Consider the following 14565-nt stretch of genomic DNA (forward strand, 5'->3'; position numbering starts at 1 on the left):
CTATGTGCACTGCACCATATCATTTTGCAAGTGCGAAATAAGAAACGAGGATTGCAATCATTGCATGCTCATCCTCGCCCCCGCACCGCACTGCTAACTCAGCGGGTCAGCTTCTTGTAGGCGAGCCGCGTAGGACGATCCGCCGCATCGCCCAGGCGACGCCGCTTATCCTCTTCATACATGGCGAAATTGCCCTCGAACCATTCGACATGGCTGTCGCCCTCGAACGCCAGGATATGCGTCGCCAAACGGTCAAGGAAGAAGCGGTCGTGGCTGATCACCACCGCGCAGCCCGCGAAATTCTCGATGGCTTCTTCCAGCGCCGCCAGCGTTTCGACGTCAAGATCGTTGGTCGGTTCGTCGAGCAGCAGCACATTGCCGCCCTTCTTCAGCATCTTGGCGATATGCACGCGATTGCGCTCACCGCCCGACAGCTTACCGACATTCTTCTGCTGGTCCTGCCCCTTGAAGTTGAAGGCGCCGACATAGGCCCGCGTCGACATGTCGTGCCCGTTGACCTTCACATAATCCAGGCCGTCCGACACTTCCTCCCAGACATTCTTCGAAGCGTCGAGATGATCGCGGCTCTGGTCGACATAGCCCAGACGCACGGTCGAACCGATGTCGATCTCGCCAGAATCGGGCTGTTCCTGCCCGGTGATCAGCTTGAACAAAGTCGACTTGCCCGCGCCGTTCGGCCCGATCACGCCGACGATGCCGCCCGGCGGCAGCATGAAGGAGAGGTTTTCGAACAGCAGCTTGTCGCCATAGGCCTTCGAGATATTCTTCGCCTCGATCACCTTGCCGCCCAGACGCTCCGGCACCTGGATGACGATCTGCGCCTTGCCGGGGGTGCGGTTTTCCTGGCTGGCGACCAGTTCCTCGAACTTCTTGATGCGCGCCTTGGACTTGGTCTGTCGGCCCTTGGTGCCGGCCCTGATCCATTCCAGCTCGTCGTTGATCGCCTTCTGGCGACCGGTCGCCTCGCGGTCTTCCTGCTCCAGGCGCTTCGACTTCTTCTCCAGATAGGTGGAGTAGTTGCCCTCATAGGGAAAATATTTCCCGCGATCGAGTTCCAGGATCCAGCCGACCACATTGTCGAGGAAATAGCGGTCGTGGGTGATCATCAGCACCGCGCCCGCATATTCCTTCAGGTGGTTTTCCAGCCATTCGACGCTCTCGGCATCCAGATGGTTGGTCGGTTCGTCGAGCAGCAGGATATCCGGCTTCTGGATCAGCAGGCGGGTCAGCGCGATGCGGCGCTTCTCACCGCCCGACAGGCTGTCCACTGCCCAATCCGACGGCGGACAGCGCAGCGCTTCCATCGCGATCTCAAGCTGATTGTCGAGCGTCCAGCCGTCGACCGCGTCGATCTGCTCCTGCAACGTGCCCATTTCCTCCATCAGCGCGTCGAAATCGACGTCCTCCGGCGGATCGGCCATGATCATGCTGATCTCGTTGAAGCGGTCCAGCTTGTCCGCAATCTCCCGCGCCCCGTCCTTGACGTTTTCGAGAACCGTCTTGCTGGGGTCCAACTGCGGCTCCTGCGGCAGATAGCCGACCGTGATATTCTCGCCCGGCCAGGCCTCGCCGCTATAATCGGTGTCGATGCCCGCCATGATCTTCATCAGGGTCGACTTGCCCGCGCCGTTGGGGCCGACGATGCCGATCTTCGCCCCGCGATAGAATTGCAGGTTGATCTGGTTGAGCACCGGCTTGGCGGCGCCGGGAAAACTCTTGGTCATGCTCTTCATGACGAAGGCGTATTGGGACGAGGCGGACATGGCTTGAAGCGGCTCCGAAAGGATAATCGTTGGAAATCCGCGCCGGGTTAGCGGAGGCGGAACGCGTTGGCAAATGGGGGATGCCCCGCTAAGCCTTCATCCATGCAGAAAATCCGACCGGGCACGCTGGCCGCCCTCCTCCTCGGCAGCATCCTCACCCCTTCCCCCCTGCTGGCCGCGCCGTCCAGCGTCGATGCGATTCGCGCCACCGCCCTGACGGACACGGTCGCGATGGATTTCACCGAGGGCCTGACCACCGAAGTCGGCCCCCGCCCGGCCGGCACCCCGCAGGAGGCCCGCGCCCGCGACTGGACGGTGGCGAAGCTGAAAAGCCTCGGCTTCTCCAACGTCCGCGCCGAACCCTACGCCATGCCCGTCTGGCTGCGCGGCCGCGACGAAGCCCGCGTGATATCGCCCTTCCCGCAAAATCTGGTCCTGGCCGCGCTGGGCAACAGCGCCTCCACCCCGGAAAAGGGCATAGAGGGCGAAGTCGCCTATTTCCCCACCCTGGCCGACCTGGAAGCCGCTCCGGAAGGCAGCCTGACCGGCAAGATCGCCTTCGTCAGCCACGCCATGCGCCCAACCCAGGACGGCAGTTCCTACGGCATTTCCGGCGCCGCCCGCCGCCAGGGGCCAAGCATCGCGTCGAAAAAGGGCGCCATCGCCATAGTGATCCGCTCCATCGGCACCGACAACCACCGCCAGCCGCATACCGGCGTCCAGATGTGGGCAGACGGCGTGAAGCCCATCCCCGCCGCCGCGCTCAGCGTGCCGGACGCCGAACAGCTTGCCCGCATGGTCTTGCGGGGACAGCCAGTGCGCCTGCACCTGACGCTCACCTCCAAAATGCTGAAGGACCAGCCGTCGGGCAACGTCATCGCCGAAATCCCCGGCAGCGATCCGGGCGCGGGCATCGTCGTCGCCGCCTGCCACCTCGACAGTTGGGATCTGGGCACCGGCGCGATAGACGATGGCGCGGGCTGCGGCATCATCGCGGCCGCCGCCCTCCAGGCCGCCAAGGCCGGGCCGCTCCGCCGCACCATCCGCCTGCTGATGGCGGGCGCGGAGGAGGTCGGCGGCAATGGCGGCCGCGCCTATTTCGACGCCCATGGCAAGGAAGCCCACGCCATGACGATGGAATCGGACTTCGGCGCGGATCGCGTCTGGCGCGTAGATTTCAAGCTGCCGCAGGGGCATGAGGCGCTCGCCCGACGCATCGCCGCGGGCCTGGCCCCGCTTGGCGTCGGCGCCAGCCGCCTCCCCGCAGGGGGCGGCTCCGACATAGAACCGCTGGTGAAGGCGGGCGTCCCGGTGATCGACCTCCAGCAGGACGGCACCCGCTATTTCGACATCCACCACACGCCGGACGACACGCTGGACAAGATCGATCCGGCGCAGCTCCGGCAAAATGTCGCCGCCTGGGCAGTTGCACTTTTCGAAACCGCGAATGCGCCGGAAAAGCTAGGCATTAACTGAACTTTTATTGTAGACAACTGCTTGTCGCGTGATTCTGTCGCTTCACCGACGCAGAAAAGCATTGATTTGTGCAGCGCACACGTTAATGCGGGTCGCTCGCGTAAGTCACGATTTTTTGAGTGGCGACGCGGCAAAATGCTATGGGAGCCGTACACAATGAAGAAGATCGCTGTTGTTTTCGCTTCGGCCGGCCTGATGGCCCTCGCCGCTTGCGGTGAGAAGCCGGCCAACGAGACCGCGAACGCTTCGAACGCTGTTGTTGAGAACGTTGTCGAGAACGCCGCTAACGCTGCTGACAACGCCGCGAACGCTGCCGACAACGCCGCGAACGCTGCGAACGTCGCTGGCAACGCCGCGAACGCCGAATAATCTTCGCTTCAGCGAGATTTTCGAAAGGGCGGATCGTCTTGTACGATCCGCCCTTTTTCTATGCGGCGAACGGCGAAAGGCACAAAAGCAAGATTGACGCGCCGGTTGCTTCACCGCTAAGGCCCGCGAGCGCCGGGGAGTAGCGCAGTCTGGTAGCGCGCCTGCTTTGGGAGCAGGATGTCGCAGGTTCGAATCCTGTCTCCCCGACCACCTTCTGGCGACCGTGAGATTTCACCCTTTTCGCAGAAATCCGACGCCTTGCGCGGCCGCGACGGATGTCAGCGGAACAGCAGCCACAAAATGATGATGATGGGAATGGGCACGCCCAGCAGCCACAGCAATATGCCTTTGCCCATCTGACCCATCCTCTTCCGTTTCGTTCCTCCTCCAACTGTCCAGGCCCGGCAGATGTTCCGCCACGCCCATCGGGCCGCGTGGACCAATTTGAAATGTCGGGGAATGGCCAATTGCGGACACAATTCCTCCCTACGCGAAGCGTAGGGAGGGGGACCGTCGGCGCAGCCGATGGTGGAGGGGAAATGGCGTGACCTGCGTATCTTCCCCTCCACCACGCTTACGCGCGGTCCCCCTCCCCATCTCTCGATGGGGAGGAATAGGATAGGTCCGTTTTCCACCCAAAATCACCCGGTCCGGCGAGTCCTGAATTTGTCCACGCTGCCCAACGAACGGCAGTTCCAAAAAGGACAAACGCCACCGCCGCCGGTTTTTCCGCGAACCGGCGGCGATGGCGCTTGGGACAGGGCGTCGCCGCCCCGCCGTCGCAACTCAGAACGCGTAGTCGATCTGCGCCCAGAACTTCTTCGTATCGGCATCGCCGGTATAGCTGGCGATCCCCTTGCGCTGATAATCCGCATATTTGACGAGCGCGCTCAGATGCTTGTTCAGCTTGAGCGTCACCTGCGCATTATATTCGTCGCCATAATGGATAGACAGACGGTCGCTGCTGAAGCGGTGGAAGGTGAAGGACGCCACCAGCGGCCCCGCCTTGCCGACCTTCGGCACGGTATAGGCGGCCCCGGCATAATAGTCCTGAATGCCCGTTCCCGGCGTCGTCAGGAACTTGTCCGCCCAGCCGTTGAACTTGTGCAGCGTGGCGAAGGGCGTCTGGAAGGCGAAACCGCCCGCGATCCCGGTCGCGCCTGCATCCGACCCCAGCAGTTCATAACCGCCCGTCAGCTTGAAGGCGGCAACATCCAGCGCGAGTTCCGCCGTGACGAAGTCCGCCGAATAGTCGACAGGATTGGTTGCATAGTCGCTCTGCCGCGCATAGCTGGCGAGGTAGCTGAGCTTCACCTTCTTCGTCAGCGGCCGCGAGCCCATGAAGCGCAGGCCATAGGTCTGGCTGCTGTTGCGCCGTAGCGCGGCCACCGCCTCATCCTCATCCACCAGATAGGCGAAGCCGGTCAGCGTCCCCAGCTTCGTCTTGTAGGAAATATTGGCGAAGATATTGTCGCCGTCGATCTGCGTCGGCCGGTTGGTCGAACCGAACTTGCCGCCGTCCACGCCCCAGATGGTGCGCGCCGAAATCGCATAGGTCAGGTCGACCTTCAGGTTCTTCACGCCCATATATTCGACGCGCACCGCATCGAATGTCTGCTCATTCTGCCGCCATGCAACCGAACCGACGAAACGCTGGTCGTCCAGGTTGATCCGCTGACGGCCCACGGTCACGACCAGCGGCTTGGTGCGGTACTGGATCTGCACCCGGTTGGCCTCGACCGTCTCCGGATCGGCGACGATGGGATAGAGCGTCTTCCCATTGACGCCGCTATTATAATCCTCGTCGATGGCCAGCGTGCCCTCGGCTTCCGCCAGGAAGGCCCAGGGCCCCTTCGAAATCTCGCCGCCAGCGCGCAACCGCATCGTCACGGACTGGGCGTCGCGGCTGCTGCTGAGCGGCGCCGGACCGGCCTGATCGACCGTCTCGTAGCGCAGCCGCGCCTCGACGATCGGCTTGAACACGATATCCTGCGCCAGTGCCGGCGCCGCGATTGCGGTCAGGACCGACGCCGACAACAGAAATGAAACCTTACCCATAAATCCCCCTTCATTTGCTCCCGATGGCTTTTCTGGGCCTTTTCAGGGCATCCCCTCGTCTTTTCTGGATTTCAGGCGGCAAGCGTCGCCGGATTGCGGTAACGCTCGTGCAGGAAGTGGATGACGGCGGAGCGCGCCTCCGCATATTCAGGCGCGTCTATGGCCTCCAGCCGGTTGCGGGGCCGCGCCAGCGTCACGGCCCGGTCCTCGCCGATCCGCGCCGCCGGGCCGTTGGTCATCATGACGACCCGGTCGGCCAGCAGAACCGCCTCGTCGACGTCATGGGTGATCATCAGCACCGTGTTGTTGAGCCGCGCCTGCAAATCCATGACCACATCCTGCAACGCCGCCCGCGTCAGCGCGTCCAGCGCGCCGAACGGCTCATCCATCAGCAGGACGCGCGGGTTCATCGATATGGCGCGGGCGATGCCGACGCGCTGCTTCATGCCGCCGGACAGTTCGCCGGGGCGCTTGGCGGCGGCGTGGGCCATCTGGACCAGTTCCAGATTGTGCATGACCCAATCCTTGCGCTCGGCCTTGTTCTTGCCGCCCGCCGTCTTGTCGACCGCCAGCCGCACATTCTCCTCGACCGTCAGCCAGGGCAGCAGGCTATGGTCCTGAAAGACCACCGCCCGGTCAGGCCCCGGCGCGTCGACCACTTCCCCATCGAGGAAGATCGCCCCTCGCGTCGGCTTGACCAGCCCGGCCACGGCATTGAGCAGCGTCGACTTGCCGCAACCCGAATGGCCGATCAGCGCCACGAACTGGCCCTTCTCCACCTCCAGGTCGATCCCGTCGAGCGCGCAGAAGCGCCCCGCCTTGGTCGGGAATTCGACGGTGATGCCCTCAAGCGCGAGATAGCTGCGCTGTTTCATGAAAATGCCCTCCCCTGCTCAGCCTGCGCGGCCGATGATGCGGCCCGCAAAGGCGACGATGCGGTCCAGCGCGAAGCCCACCATGCCGATCCAGATCAGCGCGACGATGGTGTCGGTCAGCAGCGAGCTGTTGTAGCTGTCCCAGATGAAGAAGCCGACGCCGGTGCCGCCCTGCACCATCTCGGCCGCCACGATGGCCAGCCAGCTCATGCCGACGCCGATGCGCAGGCCGGTGAACATGTGCGGCACGGTGGCGGGCAACATGATCCGCACGAAATATTCGACCGGATTGAGCGCCAGCACCTTGGCGACGTTGCGATAGGCCGCCGGAATGGTCTGAACGCCCGCCGCCGTGTTCAATATGACCGGCCAGATCGCGGTGATGAAGATCAGGAAGATGGCGGAAGGCTGCGCCTGCTGAAAGATGGCGAGGCTGATCGGCAGCCAGGCCAGCGGCGGCACGGTGCGCAGCACCTGGAACAGCGGATCGAGCGCCCGGAAAGCGAAAACGCTCTGCCCGATCAATATGCCCAGCGCCACGCCGATCACCGCCGCGATGCTGTAGCCGATCAGTACGCGGCTCAGGCTGGTCAGCACATGCCCGGCAATGCCGACATCGCCGCCATCCTGAATGCTGAAATGGGTAAGGCCGATGTCCACGCCCTTGAACGGATGCATGATGACGTCATGGCTCTGTTCCCAGACGGCAAGCGGGCTTGGGAAAGCCGCGCTCGGCGATCCGCAGAGCAATTGCCAGAAGGCCAGCAGCCCCGCGATCATCACCACGGTCGGCAGCGCGCTCGCCGCCATGGATCGGGCGATCCGCACCAGCGGATGCACGGGCGCGGCCACCGGCTCGAAACTGCGGCGGGCGATGGCCTCTTCGGGATAGGGCACGATAACCCCCAATTCGGTGGGCGTCCCGCCGGCCGAAGCCGACGGTCCACCATTTTTGCTGGGCGATGGCGACGCCATGCTGTTCTCCTTGCTCATCTGGCCTTGCTCATCAGGCCCGCTTGATCGCCAGGCTGGCGAGATAGGCCTTGGGATTGGCGGGATCGAACGTCTTGCCGTCGAAGAATTTCTCAACGCCGCGGCTGTCGCTGGCCGGGCCCTTCCCGCCCAGCATCGCGGCGGCCTTGCGCCAGATGTCGGAGCGGTTGACCTTGGCGATGGTGCCCTTGGTGTCGAGCGTCATGGGCAGCTTGCCCCAACGCTGGTTCTCGGTCAGGAACCAGAGGTCATGGCTCTTGTAGGGGAAGGACGCATAGCCCGCGAAGAACTTCATCTTGAAGGCCGCGTTCGGGAATTTGCGCCCGTCGCCCATGTTGAAATTGCCCTGCAAGCGGTCGGCAATGTCGGTGATCGGGCATTTCAGATAGTCGCGTCCCGCAATCGTGCCCGCCAGCCGGGTGATATTGCCCGGATTGTCGGCCCAGCGCTGCGCCTCGATGATCGCGGCGGTGATCGCCTGCGCCGCCTTGGGATATTTCGCCACCCAGTCTGACCGCATGGCGAAGCTTTTTTCGGGATGGTTCATCCACATCTGGCCGGTCGAAACGGCGGTGTAGCCAAGCTGCTGCGCGACCAACTGGTCGTTCCACGGCTCGCCCACGCAGAAGGCGTCCATCGTGTCGGCCTTCATGTTCGCCACCATCTGCGGCGGCGGCACGGTGATCAGTTCCACATCCTTGTCCGGGTCGATCCCACCGGCCGCCAGCCAGTAGCGCAGCCACAGGTCATGCGTGCCGCCGGGGAAGGTCATGGCCATGGTGATCTTCTTGCCCGCGCCCTTCCGCTGGGCGATCACGCCCTTCATCTTGCCCGCGTTCAGGTCCGCCTTGGCGCCCAGATATTCCTTCGAAACCGAGATCGCCTGGCCGTTGACGTTCAGACGGGCGAGGATGCTCATCGGCGTCGCCTTGCCGATGGCGCCCAGCGTCAGCAGATAGGGCATGGGCGTCAGGATATGCGCGCCGTCGATGCCGCCGCCCGCGCTGCCCAGCACCAGATTGTCGCGGGTCGCGCCCCAGCTTGCCTGCTTCGCCACCTGCACGTCGGGCATGCCATATTTGGCGAAGAAACCCAGTTCCTTGGCGATGATCAGCGGCGCCGCGTCGGTCAACGCGATGAAGCCCAGCTTCGCGCCCGTAACCTCCGGCCCGGAACCCGCCGCGAAAGCGCCCGAGGGAAAGGCCTGCTGCACCGCAGCGAACAGCGCCGCCGTGCCGGTCGTCTTGATCAATCCGCGCCGGCTGACGCTGTCCGGATTATCCCCCTCTGCCATTCCGAAAGTCCTTCCCTGATGATCGTCGCCGCTGCGCGAAAGGGCGCAACCGGCCATCGCCGGAAGCCAGTCCGGCGCTCGAAAGTTGATGTTGAAGGCCGCCCGGCGACATCCATGCCGCCAGCGGAAAACCAATAAAAAAGCCGCCGGGACAAAGGTCTCTTTCAGACCTGTCCGGGCGGCGTCATTGCCAAATCGGCTCTTTTACGAACCGGAGCCGAACCTTACCGTCATCGGCGGGTTCGACCAGAGCGTCGAAGCGCCCCTGCTTCGACGAAAGGGAAGCTGTCACCGATTCGCGCGAGTCGCAAGCAAAATTTTTGCGTTGCACAAAACGCAACTGCCTCCCATTTCGCGCACCCGTCGGAATGAAGGACGAACCTTACACGCCCACGCAAAATCCAGCGCGCAGTAGCGGCAGGCGAAGCCTAGGCCGCGTGGACAAATTCGGAATGTCGGGAGATGGCCAATGGCGGACACAATTCCTCCCTACGCGAAGCGTGGGGGACCGTCGGCGCAGCCGATGGTGGAGGGGAAATGGCGTGACCTGCGTATCTTCCCCTCCACCACGCTTACGCGCGGTCCCCCTCCCCATCTCTCGATGGGGAGGAATAGGATAGGTCCGTTTTCCACCCAAATCACTCAGTCCGGCGAGTCTTGAATTTGTCCACGCCGCCTAGGCTGCATCCACATTCAGCTATTTCGTACGATTGGCGCCAGCTTCATTCTAATCGTCATGCTGAATTTGTTTCAGCATGACGTCGCTCACTAACGCTCGTAGATCGTATTGAGCAATATATTGTTATGCCCCGACAGAACCTCCAGCGCGCGATCCTTGTCGCGCGAAAGGCAATATTGGGCGAGCTGGCCATGCTTCTCATAAGCGTCGCCTGCGTCCGCGTCCGACTTGAACATCAGCGAACGGTATCGGCGGGTCTGCTCATATAGATCGCGATAGATGGCAATCAGATGGTCCGAACCGCATGCCGCGATCAGCGCCAGGTGAAAGCGCCAGTGCACCCGTTCGAAAGTTTCGATCCGCGTTTCCAGATCGGCGGGCGGATTGTCGGTGAACATCTTCAGCCTGTGCAGGCTGGCGACGACCTCCACCTCCCATTCCTCGGTGCCCCGCGCCATCGACAGGGTCAGCGCGCCCTGCTCCACGACGGTGCGCGCCGTCATGATGGATTCCAGATCCTCCGGACTGACCGGCACCACGCGAAACCCTCGCTGCCCGGCGAAGGTCACAAGGCCCCGCCCGGCCAGATTGGCCAGCGCTTCCCGGATCGGCGTCGGCCCCAGGCCGGTTCCTTCGGAAAGCGCCCGGATGTTGAGCCTGGCGCCCGGTGCGATGTCGCCGGAAAGGATCGCATCCGACAACAGGCGCGCCGCCGCCTCCGTATGCGTGGCGAAGGCGGTTTCGGCGGGGTTGGTTTTCATTTGGTCGTTGGGCATGTCGGTTTCAGGATCGCATGTGGTTGCAGGATGGGCAAGTCTTGCGGACCGCTTAGCGGGCATCCGCGGGTGATGGCAACTTCGGCAGCGCGAACAGCAGCAGCGCGGCCGAAATCAGCGCGCCCGCCGAAACCAGCAGGGCCAGCGTATAGGCCCCGGTCGCGTCGAACATATATCCCGATACGGCCGGGCCGATGGACCCGCCGATCAGGAATACGGCAAAGAGCGCCCCGTTCACGGAGCCGAAGCGGCTGGTCGCATAATAGCGGCCGACCAGGAAGGACATGATGTCGTTTTCCGAACCGATGCCGATTCCCGCCGCCACCGCCGCGACCAGCGCGACTTCCGCGCCGCCCGCGACCAGCGCCAGCATCCCCGCCGCGACCATCGCGAACAGGCATTGCGCCAGCCTGACCGCGGGCAGCCTGTCCAGCAGGTAACCGACGACGATTCGGCCGATGATCAGCGCCGCGCCGATCGTCCCCGCCATGCCCGCGGCCCGCGTGGGATCGACGCCCGCGTCGGTCAGCATCGGCACGAAATGCACCACGGTCGTAAGGATGCCCCAGGCCGACAGGAAGAATGCGCCCGCCAGCAGCAGGAAAGTGCGGTCCCGCAGCAACGATGGTCCGTCACGCCCGGCGGCGGCTTCCTGCGCGGCAGGACGGACGCCGGTCGGACGGGCGGGCGGCAGGATGGTCCGCCGCCAGAACCAGACCAGCACGCCGATGACGGCAAATCCCGCCAGTTCCACGGCCGCAAGGGCCATATAGCCTGCGCGCCAGCCATGCGTGGTGATGATCGGCGTCAGGATCAAGGGAAGAAGCCCCCCGCCCAGCCCCGACCCCGCCAGCGAAAGCCCCAGCGCCAGCCCCCTGTGGCGCTTGAATCCGGCGATGATCATCTTGGTGATGACCGGCGCGGCGGTCCCCGCGCCCAGCAGCGCGACCAGCGCCATCAACGCCACATAGGAGATGAAATTGGCGGTCAGCGCGCCCAGCAGCAGCAAACCGACGGCCAGCCCGATCAGGGAGGGAAGCAGAACCGGCAGCACGCCCAGCCGGTCCACATAACGGCCCACGACAGGCGCGCACAGCGCCGTCAGCATGGATGCCACGAACGGCGCGACGCTGACGGTCCCGCGCCCCCAGCCGAACGCGTCGGCCACGGGCTTCAGGAACAGGCCGGTCGAAAAGAGGAAGGTGCTGCTGATGCCGACGGTGATGCTCAGGAAGGCGACCAGGATGATCGGCCAGCCATGGCGAAGCTCGCCAGCGCCCTCCGCCTCGCCCGTCTCTCCGAAAAGCCTGATGTCCGGGTTCGCCGCGCCTGTCGCTCTTCCATCCATTCTTCATCCTCCATTTACAAATATCGATAACATGCCGGAACATCGATTGACAACCGATATATTGATATAATATCGATAAATTGAACCGGCGGACCGGCGATGGGACCATAGGCTCGTGAAGCGCGGCCCGATGCGACGCGCCGACCGTCGAGGGCGTCAGAATCCGCAAGGAATGACGGAAACCCCTTCCAGTCGAATGAATATTGGAGACAGTGATGATCCACCGCCATATTGTCGATCCGATGGCGACCGCCATTGACCGTTCGACGATGATTGCCCGCATGGCATGCAGCCGATGAAAATAGCGATCTATGGAGCCGGGGCCGTCGGCGGCCATTTCGCCGCCAGGCTGGCGGCCGCCGGTCATGACGTATCGGTCGTCGTGCGCGGCGCGGCATTGGCGGCCATCCGGTCGAAGGGATTGACCCTTCTTACGGGGACGGATCGCCTGAACGTCAACGTCAGCGCCTCTGACGACGCGGCGGAACTGGGGCCGCAGGATCTGGTGATCAGCACGCTCAAATCCTCTTCCCTCGGCGCGCTGGCGGAGGGCGTTCAACCCCTGCTCGGCCCCGACACGCCGGTCATCTTCGCCCAGAACGGCATTCCCTGGTGGTACACGCACGGCCTGCCGCCGTCGGAAAAACTCCCGCGCCTCGACTGGCTGGACCCCGAAGGGCAACTGGAACGCCACATCGGCATTCAAAGGACCATCGGCGGCGTCATCTTCTCGTCCAACGAGGTGCTCGAAACGGGCGTGATCCGCAACGATTCCCCCGAACATAACGCCCTCATCATCGGCGAGCCCGACCGTTCCGAAAGCGACCGCATCGGCAGGTTGCGGCAGGTGCTGAGCGACGCTGACCTCGCCAGCCCCCCCAATGGCGACGTCCGGGAAATGCTCTGGCGCAAGCTGCTGGCGAACATGACGGTCTCGGTCCTCTGCATGATCACCGGCCAGACGGCGCGGGAAGCGGTCGAAGACCCGATCTTCAAGGATCTGGTGCCCAGACTGATCGGCGAAGCCGGGGCTATCGCCGGAGCGCAGGGATATGCCATCCCACCCATGCCGCCCGGCTATCGCGCCCCCGATCACAAGCCTTCGCTGCTCCAGGATTTCCTGCTCGGCCGGGCGCTGGAGATCGACGCGCTCGTCCGCGCGCCCATAGCCTTCGCCAGGGCGGCGGGTCTGGAGACCCCCACGCTGGACATGCTGGGGGCGGTGGCGCAGCGCCTCGCCGTGAATGCGGGCCTGTACGCGCCGCATCCCTAAGCCGGTCTACCGCCGCCAATCGCCGGCCTGACGCCGACCCGTTCGGCCGACCGCAGAATATCGATCCCCATTCATGGAGTGCGCAGATGACGACCGCCACCCTCATTTCCGGAAGCCGGAACCTTCCCCCCGCCGCGCTGGACCGGCAGATAGAGCGCGCCGCCGCCGCCATGCTGTCCAGCGGCGTCAAGCCGGGGGACGCCGTCGCGCTCCTGCTGCGCAACGATTTCGCCTTTTTCTCCGCCAGCCTTGCGGCGCGCTGGATCGGCGCCTTCGCCATGCCGATCAACTGGCACGCGACGCCGGACGAGATAGGCTATATCCTGGATGACAGCGGCGCGAAGCTGCTGATCGCGCATGACGATCTGGCCGCTCCGCTCGCCGGTCAACTGGCGGGACGGACGCTGGTCGCCGTGCCGACCCCGCCCGAAATCACCGCCGCCTACGGCCTTACCCCTTCGGCCCCTCTGGCGGAGGCGACCGCATGGGACGCCTGGCTACCGGACGACAGCACGCCCGCACCGCCGCGTGGACCGGGCGGCGCATCCTCCCTCATCTACACCAGCGGCACCACCGGAAAGCCCAAGGGCGTGCGGCGCAGGCCGTTCCAGCCCGAACATCTCGCCGCCCAGGCAGAGGTCGCGGTGGCGGGCTATGGGCTGGACCCCAGCCAGCCGCTCCGGGTGCTCATGACCGGCCCGATGTACCATTCCGCGCCGAACGCATACGGCCTGGTGTCGACCGAACTGGCGGAAAGGATCGTGCTCGAACCCCGCTTCGATGCGGAGGAATTGCTGGCGCTGGTGCAGGAACATCGCATCACGCACATGCACATGGTTCCCACCATGTTCGTCCGGCTGCTGAAGCTGCCGCCCGACGTGCGGGCGAAATATGACATATCCTCCCTGAAGTTCGTGGTCCACGGCGCAGCCCCCTGCCCCATGGAGATCAAGCGGCAGATGATCGACTGGTGGGGACCGGTCATCCACGAATATTATGGATCGACCGAAACGGGCCTCGTCACCGGCCATGGTTCCGCCGAAGCGCTGGCGAAGCCGGGCACGGTGGGCCGGGCGCTCCCCGGCGTGACGATGCGCGCCATCGGGGAGGATGGGAAGGATGTCGAACCGGGCGCCATCGGCGACATCTACGTCCATTCCCGGTCGGTGCCCGATTTCTCCTATCACGGTCGCGACGACGAGAAATCGGAGATCGAACGGGCGGGCTTCGTCACGGTCGGTGACATCGGCTGGATCGATGAGGACGGCTTCCTCTTCCTGTGCGACCGCCGCCGCGACATGATCATATCGGGCGGCGTCAACATCTATCCGGCGGAGGTGGAGGCGGCGCTGCTGACCATCGGCGGCGTGCGCGACTGCGCGGTCTTCGGCATACCGGACGCGGAATTCGGCGAGGCGGTATGCGCCTATGTCGAACCTGACGATGAAGCCTCGCTCGACGCCGCGGGCATCAGGACAAGGCTCGCCGACACGCTGTCCCGCTACAAGATACCCAAGGTGGTGGAATTCGCCGCCAGCCTGCCCCGCGAGGATTCGGGCAAGATCTTCAAGCGCCGCCTGCGCGAAGCCTATTGGGGCCAGAGCGGACGGGCGATCTGAACTAGGCTGTATCGACATTCA

Annotated in this window: 11 protein-coding genes and 1 tRNA gene; 5 read left to right on the forward strand and 7 right to left on the reverse strand. The window is 64.1% G+C overall.

Features of this window, described 5'->3' with window-relative positions; translation table 11 throughout:
- Positions 1-98: 98 nt before the first annotated feature.
- Positions 99-1784: an energy-dependent translational throttle protein EttA gene (ettA, locus tag BV95_RS03935; RefSeq protein ID WP_037447721.1), complete on the reverse strand. Its 1686-nt coding sequence runs from the start codon at positions 1782-1784 to the stop codon at positions 99-101.
- Positions 1785-1886: 102 nt separating this feature from the next.
- On the opposite strand from ettA, the gene BV95_RS03940 reads away from it, so the two are divergent.
- The 3 genes from BV95_RS03940 to BV95_RS03950 all read left to right on the forward strand — a co-directional run bounded on the left by BV95_RS03940 (position 1887) and on the right by BV95_RS03950 (position 3839).
- Positions 1887-3260, forward strand: a complete 1374-nt coding sequence (locus BV95_RS03940) for a M28 family peptidase (RefSeq protein WP_037447724.1) — start codon at positions 1887-1889, stop codon at positions 3258-3260.
- Positions 3261-3416: 156 nt separating this feature from the next.
- The gene (locus tag BV95_RS03945) at positions 3417-3629 is read left to right on the forward strand and encodes a hypothetical protein (protein WP_013846652.1); all 213 of its coding nucleotides are present in this window, start codon (positions 3417-3419) and stop codon (positions 3627-3629) included.
- Positions 3630-3762: 133 nt separating this feature from the next.
- Positions 3763-3839: transfer RNA gene (locus tag BV95_RS03950), tRNA-Pro, on the forward strand.
- A 576-nt stretch (positions 3840-4415) separates the two neighbouring features.
- On the opposite strand, the gene BV95_RS03955 is transcribed toward BV95_RS03950, so the two are convergent.
- The 6 genes from BV95_RS03955 to BV95_RS03980 form a co-directional block, all read right to left on the reverse strand.
- Positions 4416-5687 (reverse strand): alginate export family protein, encoded by a 1272-nt coding sequence (locus BV95_RS03955; protein ID WP_037447726.1) that lies wholly within the window; start codon positions 5685-5687, stop codon positions 4416-4418.
- A gap of 71 nt (positions 5688-5758) precedes the next feature.
- Positions 5759-6562 carry an ABC transporter ATP-binding protein gene (locus BV95_RS03960; RefSeq protein WP_013846650.1) on the reverse strand — a complete coding sequence of 268 codons (804 nt, stop codon included), beginning with the start codon at positions 6560-6562 and terminating at the stop codon, positions 5759-5761.
- An 18-nt stretch (positions 6563-6580) separates the two neighbouring features.
- On the reverse strand, positions 6581-7537 hold the full coding sequence (gene ntrB / locus BV95_RS03965; RefSeq protein WP_234703091.1) for a nitrate ABC transporter permease: 957 nt from the start codon (positions 7535-7537) through the stop codon (positions 6581-6583).
- Between the two features lie 31 nt (positions 7538-7568).
- On the reverse strand, positions 7569-8849 hold the full coding sequence (locus BV95_RS03970) for a CmpA/NrtA family ABC transporter substrate-binding protein (protein WP_037447929.1): 1281 nt from the start codon (positions 8847-8849) through the stop codon (positions 7569-7571).
- 768 nt (positions 8850-9617) lie between these two features.
- Positions 9618-10289 (reverse strand): GntR family transcriptional regulator, encoded by a 672-nt coding sequence (locus BV95_RS03975; protein WP_234703092.1) that lies wholly within the window; start codon positions 10287-10289, stop codon positions 9618-9620.
- Positions 10290-10356: 67 nt separating this feature from the next.
- Positions 10357-11652: an MFS transporter gene (locus BV95_RS03980; protein WP_037447735.1), complete on the reverse strand. Its 1296-nt coding sequence runs from the start codon at positions 11650-11652 to the stop codon at positions 10357-10359.
- A gap of 295 nt (positions 11653-11947) precedes the next feature.
- Between BV95_RS03980 and BV95_RS03985 the strand changes: the two genes are divergently transcribed.
- Positions 11948-12925: a ketopantoate reductase family protein gene (locus BV95_RS03985; RefSeq protein ID WP_037447738.1), complete on the forward strand. Its 978-nt coding sequence runs from the start codon at positions 11948-11950 to the stop codon at positions 12923-12925.
- A gap of 86 nt (positions 12926-13011) precedes the next feature.
- The gene (locus BV95_RS03990; protein ID WP_037447741.1) at positions 13012-14544 is read left to right on the forward strand and encodes an acyl-CoA synthetase; all 1533 of its coding nucleotides are present in this window, start codon (positions 13012-13014) and stop codon (positions 14542-14544) included.
- Positions 14545-14565: the final 21 nt, after the last annotated feature.

The sequence above is a fragment of the Sphingobium chlorophenolicum genome (genome assembly GCF_000722875.1).
Taxonomy (GTDB): Bacteria; Pseudomonadota; Alphaproteobacteria; order Sphingomonadales; family Sphingomonadaceae; genus Sphingobium; species Sphingobium chlorophenolicum.